At 62.0% G+C, this 16,497-nt stretch carries 18 protein-coding genes and 1 tRNA gene; 6 read left to right on the forward strand and 13 right to left on the reverse strand.

All coding sequences use genetic code 11. From position 1 onward, the window contains the following. Window positions 1-69: 69 nt before the first annotated feature. The 5 genes from ABD283_RS10180 (at window position 70) to ABD283_RS10200 (ending at window position 4,564) form a co-directional block, all read left to right on the forward strand. A complete protein-coding gene (locus ABD283_RS10180; protein ID WP_425552832.1) occupies window positions 70-507 on the forward strand; it encodes an ATP-binding cassette domain-containing protein in 438 nt (145 codons plus the stop codon). A gap of 68 nt (window positions 508-575) precedes the next feature. Beyond that, window positions 576-1,811, forward strand: coding sequence for a sugar ABC transporter substrate-binding protein (locus ABD283_RS10185; protein ID WP_344224883.1), 1,236 nt, complete (start codon window positions 576-578; stop codon window positions 1,809-1,811). Next, complete coding sequence (locus tag ABD283_RS10190; protein WP_344224884.1) at window positions 1,808-3,436, forward strand: ABC transporter permease subunit; 1,629 nt, start codon at window positions 1,808-1,810, stop codon at window positions 3,434-3,436. The genes ABD283_RS10185 and ABD283_RS10190 overlap by 4 nt, the downstream gene beginning before the upstream one ends. 1 nt (window position 3,437) lies before the next feature. Further along, complete coding sequence (locus tag ABD283_RS10195) at window positions 3,438-4,352, forward strand: sugar ABC transporter permease (protein WP_344224885.1); 915 nt, start codon at window positions 3,438-3,440, stop codon at window positions 4,350-4,352. A 127-nt stretch (window positions 4,353-4,479) separates the two neighbouring features. Continuing rightward, window positions 4,480-4,564: transfer RNA gene (locus tag ABD283_RS10200), tRNA-Ser, on the forward strand. Between the two features lie 293 nt (window positions 4,565-4,857). Here ABD283_RS10200 and ABD283_RS10205 read toward each other — a convergent pair. The 4 genes from ABD283_RS10205 to ABD283_RS10220 form a co-directional block, all read right to left on the reverse strand. Next, window positions 4,858-6,879 (reverse strand): vWA domain-containing protein, encoded by a 2,022-nt coding sequence (locus ABD283_RS10205; RefSeq protein ID WP_344224886.1) that lies wholly within the window; start codon window positions 6,877-6,879, stop codon window positions 4,858-4,860. Window positions 6,880-7,018: 139 nt separating this feature from the next. Beyond that, complete coding sequence (locus ABD283_RS10210; protein ID WP_344224887.1) at window positions 7,019-7,411, reverse strand: hypothetical protein; 393 nt, start codon at window positions 7,409-7,411, stop codon at window positions 7,019-7,021. 301 nt (window positions 7,412-7,712) lie between these two features. Then, the gene (locus ABD283_RS10215; RefSeq protein ID WP_344224888.1) at window positions 7,713-9,656 is read right to left on the reverse strand and encodes an ExeM/NucH family extracellular endonuclease; all 1,944 of its coding nucleotides are present in this window, start codon (window positions 9,654-9,656) and stop codon (window positions 7,713-7,715) included. A 27-nt stretch (window positions 9,657-9,683) separates the two neighbouring features. Beyond that, the gene (locus ABD283_RS10220; protein ID WP_344224889.1) at window positions 9,684-10,943 is read right to left on the reverse strand and encodes an endonuclease/exonuclease/phosphatase family protein; all 1,260 of its coding nucleotides are present in this window, start codon (window positions 10,941-10,943) and stop codon (window positions 9,684-9,686) included. Between the two features lie 274 nt (window positions 10,944-11,217). Between ABD283_RS10220 and ABD283_RS10225 the strand changes: the two genes are divergently transcribed. Further along, window positions 11,218-11,433 (forward strand): helix-turn-helix domain-containing protein, encoded by a 216-nt coding sequence (locus ABD283_RS10225; protein WP_344224890.1) that lies wholly within the window; start codon window positions 11,218-11,220, stop codon window positions 11,431-11,433. 117 nt (window positions 11,434-11,550) lie between these two features. Here the strand turns inward: ABD283_RS10225 and ABD283_RS10230 are convergent, their stop codons facing one another. The 9 genes from ABD283_RS10230 to ABD283_RS10270 form a co-directional block, all read right to left on the reverse strand. Next, window positions 11,551-11,706, reverse strand: coding sequence for a hypothetical protein (locus ABD283_RS10230; RefSeq protein WP_344224891.1), 156 nt, complete (start codon window positions 11,704-11,706; stop codon window positions 11,551-11,553). A 135-nt stretch (window positions 11,707-11,841) separates the two neighbouring features. Next, entirely contained in the window at window positions 11,842-12,204 is a 363-nt protein-coding gene (locus tag ABD283_RS10235; RefSeq protein ID WP_344224892.1) for a hypothetical protein, read from the reverse strand. Window positions 12,205-12,323: 119 nt separating this feature from the next. Continuing rightward, window positions 12,324-13,058, reverse strand: coding sequence for an ANTAR domain-containing protein (locus ABD283_RS10240; RefSeq protein ID WP_344224893.1), 735 nt, complete (start codon window positions 13,056-13,058; stop codon window positions 12,324-12,326). Continuing rightward, the gene (locus ABD283_RS10245) at window positions 12,994-13,479 is read right to left on the reverse strand and encodes a hypothetical protein (RefSeq protein ID WP_344224894.1); all 486 of its coding nucleotides are present in this window, start codon (window positions 13,477-13,479) and stop codon (window positions 12,994-12,996) included. The genes ABD283_RS10240 and ABD283_RS10245 overlap by 65 nt, the downstream gene beginning before the upstream one ends. A 112-nt stretch (window positions 13,480-13,591) precedes the next feature. Continuing rightward, window positions 13,592-13,828: a hypothetical protein gene (locus ABD283_RS10250; protein ID WP_344224895.1), complete on the reverse strand. Its 237-nt coding sequence runs from the start codon at window positions 13,826-13,828 to the stop codon at window positions 13,592-13,594. Continuing rightward, complete coding sequence (locus ABD283_RS10255; RefSeq protein ID WP_344224896.1) at window positions 13,825-14,199, reverse strand: GAF domain-containing protein; 375 nt, start codon at window positions 14,197-14,199, stop codon at window positions 13,825-13,827. Before ABD283_RS10255 ends, ABD283_RS10250 begins: the two co-directional genes overlap by 4 nt. A gap of 164 nt (window positions 14,200-14,363) precedes the next feature. Further along, entirely contained in the window at window positions 14,364-14,657 is a 294-nt protein-coding gene (locus ABD283_RS10260) for a type II toxin-antitoxin system VapB family antitoxin (RefSeq protein WP_344224897.1), read from the reverse strand. A gap of 57 nt (window positions 14,658-14,714) precedes the next feature. Continuing rightward, window positions 14,715-15,380: a TetR/AcrR family transcriptional regulator gene (locus ABD283_RS10265; RefSeq protein ID WP_344224898.1), complete on the reverse strand. Its 666-nt coding sequence runs from the start codon at window positions 15,378-15,380 to the stop codon at window positions 14,715-14,717. Window positions 15,381-15,606: 226 nt separating this feature from the next. After that, on the reverse strand, window positions 15,607-16,434 hold the full coding sequence (locus ABD283_RS10270) for a hydroxymethylpyrimidine/phosphomethylpyrimidine kinase (RefSeq protein WP_344224900.1): 828 nt from the start codon (window positions 16,432-16,434) through the stop codon (window positions 15,607-15,609). Window positions 16,435-16,497: the final 63 nt, after the last annotated feature.

The following is a 16,497-nucleotide window of genomic DNA, read 5'->3' on the forward strand; positions in this document are numbered from 1 at the left end:
CGAGGACCTCGACGTCTATCCCCAGCTACCCCGCACCACCGGCGCGCCCACACTCAACTCTGAAGAGCCCTGTTCCGCGCATCAGTATCCAACGGGCGCGTGAACTTGGGTTCCATGTCTCTGGAGTTGACTCCGGCTCAACGGGAGGCACTGACCAGCGATGAGATCACAGTGGGTATCCGCCCGGAGGATCTCTCCCCGACAAATGAAGGGACGGGTCTTCCCATCACTGCAGAAGTGGTCGAAGAACTCGGCGCGGACGCCTATGTCTACGGCCAGCTCGCGCCGGTTACCGCCGCTAACACAGTGGTGCGGGTGGACCCCTCCGCGCAGAGCACCAAGGATTCCGGGCGCGCTGAGGAAGGTCTCGAGGAAGGCGCAAGCCCGGTGGTGGTTCGCACGGATGGCCGGACTCCGCCGCGCCCGGGCAGCACCGTGTGGGTGGCACCCAACCAGGAACGGATTCATTTGTTCGATGCTGCGACCGGAAACCGGTTGCCGGAATGACACTGATCAAGATTCGCGGGCGACTGCGGCACCGCACGGGCACACTGAAAACTGAAGAGGACAATCACATGACTCGTTCACGATGGGCGGTTGCTGCGGCGGCGTGCTGCGCCCTTTTGTTGGCAGGGTGCTCATCCGCGCCCACGTCTGGGGTGGCTGCGCTGGGCGCTGGAACGGGCGAAGTGACCATTCAGGCCGGTGATGATGAGATTCCCGCGCTGCGCGAAATTGCCGAGGACTACACGGCAGATACCGGTGTTGAAGTGCGGTTCATCGAACGGGAAATCAACGCGCAGGCTATCTCCAACTTCATCTCTCAATCGCCCACCGGGCAGGCCCCGGACATCATTGTTTCCCCGCACGATAATCTCGGCCAGCTTGCCGCCAACGGTGTGGTTGCCCCCGTGGAGCTGGGCGACCGAGGTGAAGAATTCACCGAGAACGCACGGGACGCCGTCGTCTACAACGGTGTGAGCTACGGGGTGCCTTACGCGGTGGAGAGCGTGGCGCTGGTGCGTAACGACGAGCTGACGACCGAGGATCCCGGGACCTTCGACGAACTGCGCGCCGAGGGCCATCGCCTCATGGCGGACAGCGGTATCACCTACCCGTTTACTGTCAGCCAGTCTCCCGATGCCGGCGATCCGTACCACCTGTACCCCTTGCAAACGTCGTTCGGGGCGGAGGTCTTCGAACGAGGAGAGGACGGGGAGTACTCGAGCACTCTGGCCATGGGCGGCGAAGGCGGCCACGAATTCGCGCGCTACCTGGCGGAACTGGGTGAGAGCGGGGACCTGCAGACATCCATGACCCCGGACATTGCCAAGGAATCCTTCATCTCCGGGGAATCCGCTTTCCACATCGCTGGCCCTTGGGAACTCGTGGATATCGAAGCCGCGGACATGAACGTCACCGTTCTCCCGGTGCCGCCGGCAGGAAATGAGGAAGCCCGTCCGTTTGCCGGAGTTCAAGCGTTCTTCGTCAACGCCAACGCAGCAAACCCCATTGCGGCCCAGGACTTCGCGACCAACTACCTCACCCGCCCCGAATCGCAGACAGCCATGTACGAGAGCACTGGCCGACCACCCGCCAGTGAGGTCGCGATCGATGGCATCAAGGATGACCCGTTGCGTTCCGCCTACGCAGAAATTGCGACCACGGCTCTACCCATGCCCGCCATTCCGGCCATGGGCGCTGTGTGGTCCTTCTGGGGCACCACGGAAAACGGAATCGTCAATGGCAACGGTGAACCGGTTGAACTCTGGGATCGCATGATCGCCAATATCGAAGGGCAAATTCAATGAGCACGAGCACCGGTCAGCCCGGAGCGGTAACGGGCCCGGAACAAGCTGACGGCGGCAGTCTGGGCACACCACTGAAGCTCCGCCACTCACACTCACGCGGGTTCAGCGCGGGGTTCGTGGTCAAGCTGGTCCTCATGGCCCTGATCAATGCCTTTGGCCTGTTCGGAATTCTCTCCGCGTGGGCAGCGGGTAGTTGGGGGATCCTCGCGTTCCTCGTGATCGCGCTGATCGTTGCCGACCTGGTGTACTTCCTGCCAACCAGGCGTCTACTGCCCGCTAAGTACCTATATCCCGGGTTGATCTTCCTGCTGGTGTTTCAAATCTTTGTGGTGCTCTACACCGCGGGTACTGCTTTCACGAACTACGGAGACGGTCACAACTCGACCAAGGAATCGGCCATCGGGCAGCTCACACGCACGTATGAACAGCGAGTGCCGGGCGGTCAAGAGTATTCCGTTGCGGTGCTCAGCCAAGACGGGGATCTGGCCCTTGCCGCAGTCCAGGATGACCAAGTCCTGGTGGGAACACCCGACCAAGCGCTCGCACCGGTCGACGGCGCGCGAGTCTCGGACGGGATCATCGAAGAAGTCCCTGGATACGACATCCTCGACTTCAACCAGGTGACTGCCGCGTCCGAGGACGTCATGAACCTCCGGGTGCCTGCCACAGGGGAATCCTCTGACGGCGCGCTGCGCACTGACGATGGCCGCACTGCCTACGCGTACAACCCAACCCTTGTCTATGACGAGCAAGCTGATGCCATGGTCGCCGAAGACGGAACCGTCTACGCGAACAACGGAGAAGGTTCTTTCGCTAGCCCTTCGGGCGAGGAACTGCGCCCCGGCTGGCGAGTCTTTGTCGGGTTCGACAACTTCGCCGCCATCTTCGACCCCGAGATCCTTGGCGGGCCGTTCGTATCGGTGACCTTGTGGACCTTCGCCTTCGCGATCCTGTCGGTGGCTCTGACGTTCTTCCTGGGTCTTCTGCTCGCCATCTTGTTCAACGACAAGAACCTGAAATTCCGCAATGTCTATCGGGCCATCATCTTCCTGCCTTATGCCTTCCCCGCGTTCCTCTCCATCCTGATCTGGGCTGGTCTGCTCAATGCGGACTTCGGATATATCAATCAGGTGCTGCTGGGTGGCGCGGATATCCCATGGCTGGACAACCCGTGGTTGGCCAAGGCCTCGCTGTTGTTGGTGAACCTGTGGCTGGGCTTCCCGTACATGTTCCTGGTGACCACGGGTGCGCTGCAGTCCATTCCGTCTGAGCTCTACGAGTCCGCTGAAATGGACGGCGCCCGTGCAGTACAGAGGTTCCGTGCTATTACGTTGCCGATGCTCATGGTGGCTGTGGGGCCCCTCTTGATCGCATCCTTCGCCATGAACTTCAACAACTTCAACGTGATCTACCTCCTCACTGGAGGTGGCCCACAGGACCTGGAATCAACCACCGGCGTGGGAGCAACGGACATCTTGATTTCGTTCGTCTACAAGATCGCGTTTGCCGGTGGCACCAATGACTACGGCGTGGCATCGGCTCTGTCGATCCTCATCTTCATCATGGTCGCGGTTGTATCGGCCCTGACATTCCGCCGTAGCAAGGCTCTCGAGGAGATCAACTGACATGTCTACTTCCACGACCTCGAGCGCTACGAAAAACCGCCGCGGTTCGCGCTCGCGACTCAGCGCTGGCCAGCGATTTGCCCGCGGCGGCTGGAAGCACGTTGCCGCCCTCGTGGCGTGCGTCTTCGCGCTGTTCCCGCTGGTGTACGCGTTGTCCGCGTCCTTGTCACCCACTGGTTCGCTCCTGGGATCGAACGACCTGTTCGGTGAAGTGACGGGTGCGAACTATCAGAACCTGCTCAACGACCCTCAGAACCCCTTCCTCACGTGGTTCGGGAACTCGATGCTGATTTCGAGCATCACCGCGGTGGGCACGGTTCTGATGGGTGCGGCCGCCGCGTACGCGTTCTCCCGATTTCGGTTCAGGTTCCGCCGCGGCGGGCTGATGTCGCTTCTGATCATTCAGATGTTTCCGCAGCTGCTGGCCTTCGTCGCGATCTTCTTGTTGTTGTTCAGCATCTCCGAGGTGTTCCCGTTCTTGGGTCTGAACTCTCGGATGGGTCTGGTCGCGGTGTACCTGGGTGGTGCGCTCGGGGCCAATACGTTCCTGATGTATGGATTCTTCAACACGATTCCTCGCGACCTAGATGAAGCAGCCACATTGGACGGGGCTTCCCACGCCCAGATCTATTGGACGATCATTCTTCCGCTGGTCACGCCCATCCTGGTGGTCGTGGGCATGCTGTCCTTCATCGCGTCCTTCTCGGACTTCCTATTGGCACAGATCGTGCTCCAGGATCCCGAGAAGTACACACTTGCGGTGGGTCTGTACCAGTTCGTGTCCGTGCAGTTCGGCGAGAACTGGGGCGTATTCACGGCCGGCGCGATTCTGTCCGCCATTCCGGTCGTGCTCTTGTTCCTGTTCTTGCAGCGCTACATCGTCTCCGGTCTCACCGGGGGCGCAGTTAAGGGGTAGCCACACGAGCGACGACGCCGGTCGGCCCGGATTTTGCCCCCGATTCACTCTCGATTCGCATCAGGGGTTCGAGTTCCGCTATGCTGAGTGCCGCACGTTGCCCACGCGTTGGGGAATGTGCACGCCTGGAGGATTCGCCTAGCGGCCTATGGCGCACGCCTGGAACGCGTGTTGGGTTAACGCCCTCGGGGGTTCAAATCCCCCATCCTCCGCGTTGTGAAGTAGCCCCTGACCAGTGGAAACACCGGCCAGGGGCTACTTTCATGTCCGGGGCGTTCCATTGATTGTCGTCAGGTCCAAGGCCACTGGTGCGAAGGACTGCGCTCTGATCGGCGTTACGACCAAAATCGCCCGTGCCATGCAACTTGATCGACGTTGAAACCAAGGATCGCTGGAATCCTGGCCCTACCGTCGATCATGATGCGCTGGCTTCTGCGCGAGGGCATTACCGTCCATCAGAATGCATCGACCCCTTGGGCCGCCTCGCGCCGCTAGCGGCGGGGCATCAGTGCTTCCGACGCGTGGCGATAGCGATCACGATTCCCAGGCCCACGACTACCAGGAGCCCCAGGACCACTGCAGCACCGATGGCAACCGGGGTACTCAGCCCGAAGATCTCGTCTGACTCCGCGGCTTGGGCGTTCTCGGCGCCCTCTGCGTTGTCTCCGCCATCACTATTCGCACCGTCTGAACCGGAGTTCTCCGCATCATCTGACTGGTAATCGTCGGTCGATGCCGAGGGACCAACCAGCGGGGCGATCGGTTCATCGGAGGGTTCGGGACCGTCGTTCGTGGGGACGCTCCACTCTGGTCCATCAATGACGTCACCTTCGCGGAGGACCGTCAGCTCGTACTCCTCCTCGACGCTGGCCTTGCCGTTGTCTTCGCCGCCGTCCAGGGTCACCATGACGAACCAGTCGCCGATGTACGCTGCGTCCCTCTGGAAGGCCATGCTGCTACCCGTTCCGACCCCGTCGGAGTTGCTGTAGATCGGCCAGTAGGCGTTCAGGTTCTCCGCAGAGACTTCCGCGTCGTCCTTCAAAGACGTGCTCATCTCCACCCCCGCCTTTCCGCGCAGCGGATTGGCGACCTCAAGCTTGGCGGCTCGACGTTCATCGGCATTTCTGGCGTTGAAGACAGCCTTGGCCACGGGGCGCTGACCCCAGTCCATGGGCATCTTGTAGATGCGCGTCTCACCGGGCACGAGCGAGCCGCTGTATGTTCCCGGCTCAATGTCGGTGGCGCTGGAGTAAGACGTGCCACCGGCCAGATCGGTCACGGGGTAGTCGTCGTCCAGCTCGGGTACGTCGTCCTTCTCCGAGTCGTAGGGGTGGTTGTCCTCCGGGCCGATCTGATCCTCGGGAGCGATCGGCTCCAGCCCAATGACTAGCTCAACGGGCAGCTCGTCCTCGTAGGCGCTGCCCGTGCGCTTGACCTCAAGGTTCCAATCCGAAGGATTGCAGGACTCCTTGGGTGTCACACGGAGGATGGAAGCGGACGGAGCCTCGCGGCCGAGCGTTGTGGATTCCCAATCGGAACTTCCGGTTTGGTTGCAGGATGCGTTTTCGGCTTCGACATCCACGGAGAAGCTGTCACGCCCACCACCCAGTCGCTGAACGAACTCCTCCATGGAAGGATCTACCACGGTTGCGGAGACATGGGCGCGATATCCCTCGGGGATGTTCAATGTGAACCAGCCTGCGGGGCCCTCCTTGCTGGTCACGGTGGGGCCGGACATCTGCGTCTGGTAATTACCTTCACCCAAATACTGGCCGGAATCCCGGTCCTTACCCAGCGTGATTTCGGTGCCGCCCGCCTCGTAGGCCTGGCCCACTCGCTGCGCCAGTGCCGACAGGGTGGTGCCCAACTCATTGCTGTTATCCGCCGAAGAATAAGTGCCACCGGTTGCCTCGGCGATGCATTCCAGCTCGCTCTGGGCGTCGTCGTTGACCTTGAAACCCACGGTGTGAACGGCCAAGTCCACGCCGTCGGCGCCCAAGTCTTCGGCGACGTCGCAGACTTCCGGCGGCGCGCACGTGTCGATTCCGTCCGAGACCAGAACGATCGAGCGAGGACCCTCATCGCCCAACTCTTCGGCAGCCTTTTTAAGGGAGTTGCCAATGGGCGTGTAGCCCGTAGCTTCCAGGTCGTCGATCTCTTGAGAGATGGTGTCTCTGTCCAGCGGACCCACAGAGCGCAAGACCTTGATGTCCTGGCAGCCGCGTTCGTAATTGTCCGGATCGTCGTCACTGATCTCGGCACCATAGGCGATCAGGCCCAGCTCGACATCGTCATCGAGGTCCTCAAGCATTCCGTTGGCCGCCTTCTTGGCAGCATCCATCCGGTTGCCGCCATCGACATCCGATTCCGCCATAGACCCGGACGCGTCCAGGACGAGCGCGATTTTTGGAGGTACCCACCCGTCGTCGTTCGATGGAGCGGGCGACTGGGTTTGGGCTTGTGCCGGCGCAGTGAGCGCCAAGGCCAAGATCGACGTCGTAACGGCAGCGAAGTAACGGCGAAGCATGCGAGTCTCCTGCGCGGGCGAAAGCGTATCAATCGCAAACTACCCCACCTATGTGACGCAGGAAACAAATGTTTCTCGGGGTGGTTCGTGCCGCCCGGTGCCTACGCAGGAAACTTTCAATGGCCGTGCAGCCTCGGAATTACCGCTTCTTGGGCGTGAAGGACGTGGTGCACTTCCAGGTGGTTTTACCCTGCTTGGCGGAGACCTCCACGATCACCTTGCGCCCGGGGGTTGCGCGGGCAATGGGGTACTTGATCGACGCAGTGCCCTTGGTGGAGGCCGTTGCGGTCTTGGTGTTCGTGGTGGTCTTGTACTTGGCCTTGGTGGTGATCTTGGAGCGGGCGCCCACCTTGGACACCTTCACGTAGGTGTTCGTGTACTGGCGCGGCTGAGTCACGGACATAGTCGCCTTGCACGGCTTGACCACCGCGGCTTCAGCGGGAGCGGCGCCCACGGCAACGGTGCCGGAGGCCAAGAACAAGACGATGAGTCCGGTCGTCACGGAACGACGGAAGGATGATGCGGCATTCATGCGCGGATCCTTTGTTACGGGCGATAACTCTCCGAACTTGGAACCAATATTCCGCGTCAGGACGGCCCAGCCAGGCCGTGAGTCCCTCGCCGATCAGGGGGATGCTCACATCATAAAGACACTAATGACCCCCGGGTAACTATTGTCGCAACATGACGGGCACGAGTCTTTGCGCCGCTGACAACGACGCCGCCGCGTCCAGTTCGGCGCACATGGTCAGCACATCGGACCTCCTACGCATAACAGCGCCGCGGCCGCGCTCGAAAGGAGCGTGGCCGCGGCGTCGTCGATGTCGGGAGAGCTACTTTTTGCCCGCCCGGAAACCCGCGATGTACGGGTCGTGATCGGAGGAAGCGATCTCGTTCGCCACGTAATAGTCGAGCGCGGTGGTGCGGTACTGGCCGTACTGCAGCAGCGGGGACTGGCCGGAGTTGATGTTCCAGGCGTCCGCGCCGGTCATACGCTTCTTCAGGGACGGCGAGACCAGCATGTGGTCCAGTGACCCCACCTGACCGCCGAACACGTACGTGTAGTCGTCCTCGGTGGCCTGCGTATAGCCGGCGCCGTAGAACTCCTGCATCGGGTTCTCCTGGGCATATGAATTGAAGTCGCCCAACACGGCCACGTCCTCGGAGCCCGCGGCCTTGGTCAACTCGGGAATCCAGTCCACGACGGCGCTCGCTTGCGCCACGCGCGCCGCGTTCCAGGCACCCTGGCCGTCGCCGCTGTCACGGTTGGGTCCGGTGCGAGGTGCGGAACCCTTGGACTTGAAGTGGTTGACCACCACGGTGGTGGGCGCGGCGCCGTGCTTGCCGCCGCCCTTGGTCGAGGTGAAGGTGGCGGCCAGGGGAGTGCGGGCGTTCTCGAACGCGCCCCCTGCACCGGCCTCGGAACCCAGCGCCTGAGCCGGGCCCACCTGGGTGACCTGCTTGGGCTGGTAAATGATGGCGTTGGTGATGAAGTCCTGATCGGCCACGGGCTGCATCTCGGAGTCGGGCACCGAGGCGAAGTCCCATTTGGTGTAGCCGGCGGCCTTGTTCAGCGCGGTGACGAGGTTCTGGAGAGCCTCGTCCTTGGGCTCACCGAGCTTGGCGGAGTTCTCTACTTCCATGAGACCCACCACGGACGCATCCAACTGGTTGATGGCGGAGACTGTCTTGGCCTGCTGACGCTGGAAATCGGCCTGGTCGAACGCACCGCGCACGTCGCAGTTCTGGGCCACGTTGTAGGTGCCGTCGGTCGAGTAGTTGCCGCCGCGGCAGCCCTGCTCCTGCCCCACGGTCGTGAAGTAATTGAGCACGTTGAATGAGGCGATCCGCATCTGACCACCCACCGCTGACTTGGGATCGGCGGAGCCCGAGAAACGCGCCGGTTCCTCACCCGGAACCACCGGGGAGGTCGGCTGGAAGCGCCACTTGTCGAAGCGGTAGTCCACGATGACCGGTTCGGTGATGCGCGCGGAATCGCCCACCGCCACCGGATTCTCACGGGTCAGGTAGGGAACCTGGCGTGCCTCCTGAGACGGTGACGCCGCGAAACCCCGGTTGGTGCCGTCATCGAGCGTGACCGAGATGGCACTGTTACGCTCCGCCTGAGCTTGCGCCTCCGCGCTGCCCGGCCGCGCGACCTGGGTCGGTTGCGCGGGAAGTTCCTTCCCCGCGGCCAGCCCGAGTTCGCCATAGCGACCCAGGCCGTAGGTATCCGCGACCTGGAACTTATCCTTGGGCTTGTACAGCATGGATTCAAGGTTCTCGCGGGTGGCGGCGGTGGAAGCCCAGTCATTGGTGGCGGGCTCCACCGCGGGGAGCTCCTCGGCCACCGGCGTGATCTCGATATTGCCTTCCAGCTGGGTAAGACCGCGATACTCCCCGGCTTCGCCCGTGACCTGGACCCTGTCGCCCACGGACACTGTGGACTGCGTGCTACCGGTGTAGACGAACACCCCGGTGGAGGCCTTGCTCGTGTCCACCTTCCCACCGGAGCCGGGGGTCTGAATCACGAAACCACCCAGCGTGCCCGGATCGCCCGGGTACACAGCGGTCACGATCGAGGGTTCAGTCGTGACGGTTTGACCCTTGAGCGGAGTCTCGGCTCCGGTGCCCTGAATCTCGGCGATGGACACGGTGTCGGTGGCCGGGGCTGCGAAGGCGGGCGCCACGGCAATGCCGCTACACAGCAACACCGCTCCGGTGGAGGCAGCGGCAATGCGGGTCCGCAGCGAGGGCTTGGACATGGATACGGGCATGAGTGATCTCCAGATTGTGGTGAGGGGCTATCGCTTGCCCGGAACCTTGACGTCCACCCATACCAGGCGGTGGTCGGAGGTCGGGAACGGGTATTCGCCGGTCAGTTCGGAACCGGGCTGACCGGGCGCTGGCCAGAAAACACCGGCATCCAGCAGCGGCAAATTCTTGGACGGCAACGCGTAGTCCACGCGCAGGTTGCCGGGAGTGGGGCTGTCATTGAAGTCTGCGGTGTCGCGTGCGGGATCGGATTCGTGGGCCAGGTTGGCGCCGCCCTGACGCTCGCTCGCCTCAGTGGCTCCGGTTGAGGTCGGTTGCGAATCGCGCACCCGCGAGTTGTTCAGCAACTGGCCGATGGCACCCGGGAACGAATCGCCGTCGTTGGGGTCGGAGTTGTAGTCGCCCGCGATCACGAAACGCTCGCCGCGAGGCAGACCACCGTGGCGGCCGGCGTCGTCGTAAATATAGGAAGCGCTCTTGTTGCCGGTGACGTAGTCGGCCCAGAAGCGGATCTCGTCGTTGTTCTTGCGGCCGTTACGGTCCTCTGGGCCGTCGAAACTGGGCGGGGTGGGATGCGCGGCCAGCACGTGGACCGTCTTGTTGCCCACACGCACGGGCACATCCCAGTGGGATTTGGACGACAACCGCAGCTGCGCCGCCTGTCCCGGTGTGTAGTAGTCGGTGGGCAGCTGGTTATTGGGCATGTCCTGCCAGCGAAAATTCTGGAAGGTGCGCACCTGATCCTGGGCGATCGGGTACTTGGAGTAGATGACCATGCCGTACTGGCCGGGGAACAGGCCGAAGCCCCACGCGTCGTCGGGCCCGCCCGTCTGCCCGTCCTGGTTGAGGTCCAGGCCGGACTGCACACCCGTATTGACCGGCGCCACGTAGTAATACGGGTAGTCCACCGCCGCTTGGCCGTTCTGCCCGACCGACAGGTAGCTGTCGCGGAACGCCTCCGCCGCCTGGTTACCGGGCACATAGTCGAACTCGTTGACGAGCACCACGTCCGGGTTGTTGATCTGGATGACTTCCGCGATGTTCTGGGCCTGTTGGTTGGCCGGCGTGGAGAGGTCCCGCAGCAGCTGACCCTCCTCGTTGCGGTTCAGCGACGCGTTGTACGTGGCCACGCGCAGCCCGTGCTTATCGCCGGTCACGCTCGCGCTTTTCGACGATGACGCCGCTCGCCCACCTTCACCCGCCACGGCCGGTGCCACCGCGCTCGCGGCGAGGGCAACGGCGAGAGCGCCAGCGGACGAGACAAGAAGGGCGCGATATTGAGCACGCATACGAACCTCCAGGTCAACACACAGTGACCTCGAGCATAAGCGCGATAAACGACCAGGTCGTGGCGGAGAAGTAAAAACTTGGTGGTGGCGGGGTACAGGGAGTGTGGGTGCCACGAACTTTGGGGAGCCCATCCAGATTGGAGACGTGGCCACCTTCTACAGTCCGCAGGATCAGGCTTCTCAGGGGTTTTGGGTCGCCGGCCGGATCGCTCTCATTCTGGGCGTCTCGCTCTGCGATTACTCCCTGTTCCGGCCTTCGGGTACATGACCCGCAATGAAACGTCCACTACCCCGGCTCTGCCTCATGCTGGGGTTACAGTTTCTGGATCGGGGTATGACTCTGACGGAGCTTTCCCATCGGGTCGATATCAGCCTGGCGAACCTGTCGGTTTTGAAGAACAACCGAGCCAAAGCCATTCGGTACAGCACGCTCGTGGCCATTTGTGACGCGCTGGATTGCCAGCCAGGCGACCTTTTTAGGGTCGAGTGAAACTTTCTCCATTCCCCGAAAAGACGGGACAAAATCAACACCGTCCTGGTGCGACGGTTGTCCCCGTTTTGTCGCACCAGGACGGTGGATTTAGCCCTAGCTCCCCCGATCTGTATGTCAGTCGAAATGCGTAACGTATTTCTGTCGCTCGTCGAGCTCTTCGGTCAGTTCCTCGACCCTGTCCAGAGTGGCAGGATCTGCGCCATCCGGATCGGTGAGGTATTCGCGCTCAAGCTGCCGGCATACCCGGCCGTGGAGGGCGAGCACCGTCATCAGGTCCAGGTCGGCCAGCTCACTCGGGAACTGATCTGCCGGGGTGAGGAAGGTGCTGGAGGTGTCAAGCTGCCGGGATTCCCCCGGCGGGCTCTGGTGAGTGGGGGGTAGGCGTGGTGGGAATGATGATTTCGCTCATGATGCACCCTCCTTGAGGGGCTCTACCTGCAGGCCTGTCAGTCCGTTCGATAGGTGCGGGCCTGCGGGGCCAAGATGGCTCGGGAGATGAGTAGGAACCACGAAATGAACGGGTGGCCCCTGGCTCAGAGAAACCTCGTAATCGATCGCGTCACGCAGCAAGTCCAGACCGAGGGCCTCAATATGACGTGCGGGCGTTGCATCCAGGGTGACGCGGGCGCCAGCCGTGAGCTTGCGGGCCCGGCGAATGAGGGGCAGGAGCGCTGACTGGCTGAGCCTGGTCAGGCACCCTGTAGTGATGATCCGGATGTCTTGTCCGTCCATGTCGATCTGGACGGTCACGGAGATTTTATGATCCACTCGTGCAGCCTTCCTCCACGGTAAGGGGGAGGCCGCTGCTTGACCTGTGGTTAAGCGTATTTCACTACTGGCGAGTAGGGAATGTTTTCCCTGATAGATCGCGATTTGCCCACAAACTATTACCGTTCGAAGTGCGTGCGACCGGGGCCGTCACCGATCCTTTCCACCAGCTCGACGGCTAGCTCTCGCAGCTTGATATTGCGGTGATTCGAGGCTGCGGTCAGGATGTCCAGGGCCTCACCTTGCGAGCAACGGTTTTGTCCCATGACGATTCCCACCGCCAAATTGATCACGGTCCGGGAGTTGATAGCGGCGGTCAGATCCTTCTCAACATCGCGCTGACTTTCCAGCCTGAGAGCGAGCTGCAGTGCGCTGGACGCAGCGACGACTTCTTGCTCAATCATTTCGACCGTGGCGGAGTCAAAGGCCCGGGGTTGGTTGGCATAAACATCCAGGCCCGCCGCGGCACCACTCTCAAGTTCCATAGGGACGCCCAAGATCGACAGAATACCCAAGTCGGCGGCAGCCTTCCCATACTCTGGCCAGCGTGAATCGGTGCGGGTATCGGGAACGTAGACCACCTTGTTATCCCGCGCAGCGGTGAGGCAGGGGCCATCCCCTTGATGATGTTGGAGTTCGTCAAGGATTTCCAGGAGCGAATCCGACGATGCCATGGGGGTCACACGCTTGGGGCGCAGCAAGGTCACCGAACAGTGGACCTCGTTGCCCCCAGTGGACACGGCCCTGGCCAGGTTGCGGGTGAAGACATTGAGGAACTCTGAGATGTCTTCACTGTCCAGTAGCAATTGTTGTAATTGGAGGTGAGAAAGATTGTCGGCTTCTTGATTGGTCATGACCCGCTCCTTCGCAGGTGTGGGCCGGCACCCGCGGCTGGATCAGGCCAGGGCCGACCGGCGTCAATCCAGTCCAGTCTTCGACCGTTTCCTTCTCCTCAGGATCATCCCGTTCATTGGGCGTCGCCTCGTCCACCGGTGGGTTCCTGTGGCGCAGGATATCGGCGGCATACGGTACGCGGGGCGGTGCTTGTTCAGCCAGGATTTCGTTGGCTGCCTGAGCCAAGAGGTCTCGCTGGAGGCGCGGGAGTACCAGGGAGTGGTGGAGGAAAGCATCCAATTCGAACTCACTGATGCTGCCACCGATGCTGAAAAAGTAGAGCCACAGACGGCCCTGATCGATGTTAGCTGCACGCATGGTCAGTAACTGCCGGGCTTGCTCGTACCCCACTGAGGCGTCATCGGACTCATGGGACTTCACGATGATTCGCCCTGCTTCTCCCACTCTGTTAGGATGTCGGAGGCCACATCGACCACGCGGCGGTTGCTGTTCCGTGCGAGTTCGAGCAGGCGGGTTCGCGCCATGTCCCGGCTCAGGTGCTCTTGGGCCATGAGCAACCGGCGGCCATGCCGATCGTGTCCCGGGTAGTCAGCGCGTCGGTCAAAACCTTGCTCAAGCGGACGGGCGACTCGATGCTCTGCGTTGTACCCAATAGGGTGGCGGCGGCATCAGCCAGCAACCCGAGAAGATGCACCTCGGTCTGGCTGAAGGCATGGGGTTCAGCAGCGTAGACCTTGAGGGTACCCACGTGGCGCCCCCGGTAAATCATGGGGAACTCAAAACGGATCCAATACCCATGGAAATGGCCGCTTCGATCCAATCCGGCCAGCGCGTTTCCACGGCGGTGTCATCCACCAGCTGCGGGTCGCCGGTGGCCCAGGCGCTCAGGCAGGGGCCTTGCCCCAGATCGTATTGCAGGGTGTCTACTGCTTCCACGGTGGGATCCGTTGAGGCGCTCGACAGCCGTTTGCCTTGGTCATCGAGGATTGAGAAACCCGCCCCTGTTGCGGATGGAACCGTTTGATGGGCAGCCCAAGCGAGCTTGCTCGCAGCCGAGGTGGCGTCCTGCTCATTGAGGATCATCCCGGAGAGGTGGGCGAAAACCCGGCTGAGCTCAACGGGGGTGGATTCGGAAGACATGGTGTGCGTCGTTCATTCGGAGTGGCCGGTCAAGGTGTGTTGGCAGCTGCCCCAAAACTACTCATCACCACCGGCCTCACTGCAGAGAGCCAGCTTGGTGACAAGTGTACCGAGAAAAGACACCTTTTAGGGTGAGGCAGCCGAAGATCGAGAGATAGTGAGTGTCAGAGCTCAAGAACCCGCGCGTGGATTACCGAGCGGTGGTGCAGCGCGGTACGGAGGGCGCGGTGAACGCCGTCCTCGAGATAGAGCGTGCCGTTCCACGAAACGACATGCGGGAAAAGGTCGCCGAAAAAAGTGGAGTCGGCGTCCAAAAGTTTAGAAAGATCCAGCATGGATTGCGTAGTGACCAGGTCCGCGAGGCGGACCTGTTTCGGTGCAATTTTGGACCAGTCAGAGGGTGTGACCAGGCCGTGTTCGGGGTACGGGCGTGAATCGCCCACGGCCTTGAAGATCATTGGTTCAGCCTAATGTGTCGTGCTCCTGCAATGGCGTGCGGTTTCGACGGGGGAATCTTAGGAAACCACACTCAGGGCGGGCCGCGCCAAAGGCAATTGGACGGGGCGGAGATCCTGGTCGAACTGGGCACCCAGGCCGCGCTGGATGAACAGGACGGTTGCATCGGTGCGTTCCCTGTGGGCTCGCTCGCTTTCGGCCCCGTGGCTGCGATCCGCCGTGGACGCAAGGGAGCCGTGCACGAGTTGCGTCAGCTGGGTGGGGTTGGCGCGGGGAAGGTACCCCTCGGACATTGCGCGTTCCAAGATCCCCACCAGGACTCCTTGAAGCTTGCCCACGTGGGCCCCGAGCTTGGCGAAATCCTCGGGGGCGAGCACGGTCTTCATGGCCTCCCCGGGAGGGAGATGACGGCGGCTCATGTCCTCGAGTTGCGCCCGTACGTAGATCCCCAGCTGGTCAATGGGGTTGTCGGTTTCGGTCAGATCCTGTTCGAGGTCCGCCACGAATCGTTCGGTCTCGTCCAGTGCGTAGGCGACGAGCAATTCCCCCATGTCCGCGAAGTAGTTGTACACCGCGGTGCGGCCCACTCCAGCGGTCTTGGCCACCTGCGTCATGGTGAGGTCCGTGAGCCCCTGGGTGTAGAGAAGCTCTCCGAACGCGGTGAGAATGGCGCGCTGGGTGCGCTCTCGTTGGGCGGCGTTACTGGAGGCTGAAATGCGGGGCATGATGACACCTTATCTGATTCTGTCAGTAAACCGGGGAAGCACTGAGGTAGGCGGGTGACGGTCTGTCTTTACATTCAACGGCACGTGCCGCCAGATGTAATCCAGGCGCAGCGTTCTCACTGAGACCTTTCAGGAAACGTCCCGCTCATGCCCTAGACAGGGGGACGCCGCCCGCACCGTTCCCAGCGTGGGGAACCGGTGCGGGCGGCGTCGGCGTACGAGTGAATCAGGATTCGGCGGCCAGACCGCCTTGCCACAGGGACTCGAAGGGCAGGTGCGAATCGAGGCGGTGCCGAATACCGGCCGAGATGAAGGCCTTGGCGGTACGGGCAGCGTCGATCTCGGACGCGCCCTTGGCCAGTTCGGCGGCCACGGCGGCAGCCAACGAACAGCCCGCGCCCGAGACCGGGACCTCGCCCACCTTGGGTTCACTGAGTACCTCGAGCTCGGAGCCGTCGTAGAAGACATCTACGGCGTCCGGGCCGGATAGGCGCACGCCGCCCTTGGCCAGCACGGTGGCTCCGGAGGAATCGTGGATGCGCTTGGCGGCTTCCTTGAGGTCCTCCACGTTGTCGATTGCGTCCATGCCGGACAATGACAACGACTCGAAGTGGTTAGGTGTCACGAAGGTGGCCAACGGCAGCACCTCAGCCTTGAGTGCCTGGTCCGTGTCCAGGGCTGCCCCGGGCTCCTGACCCTTGCAGATCAGGACGGGATCCAGCACCAGGTGGCGCGACTTGAGCTCCGTCATGGCCTTGGCCACCGTGTGAATGGTGTCCGGGGAGCCGAGCATGCCGATCTTGACGGCATCCAGGTCATACGCGGCAGAAATAGTCTGCAGTTGATTGGCCAGCGTTTCCTGGTCCACGGGAGTGACGCGGTGGGCCCAATCATTCTCGGGATCGAACGCGACAATGCAGGTCAGCGCCAGGGAGCCGAAAACGCCCAGCGAAGTGAAGGTCTTGATATCCGCAAGCGCGCCGGCTCCACCGGTGACTTCGGAACCGGCGATCGTCATGGCAACGGGAGGCTGCGGGCGGGAAAGTTTAGTCATGGGCATATTGTGCTCCTGTCATCCCCGTGCTCGCGAATTCAATGCAACAGGCGTAACCATTAC

This window comes from Kocuria atrinae, from assembly GCF_039531425.1.
Taxonomy (GTDB): Bacteria; Actinomycetota; Actinomycetes; order Actinomycetales; family Micrococcaceae; genus Kocuria; species Kocuria atrinae.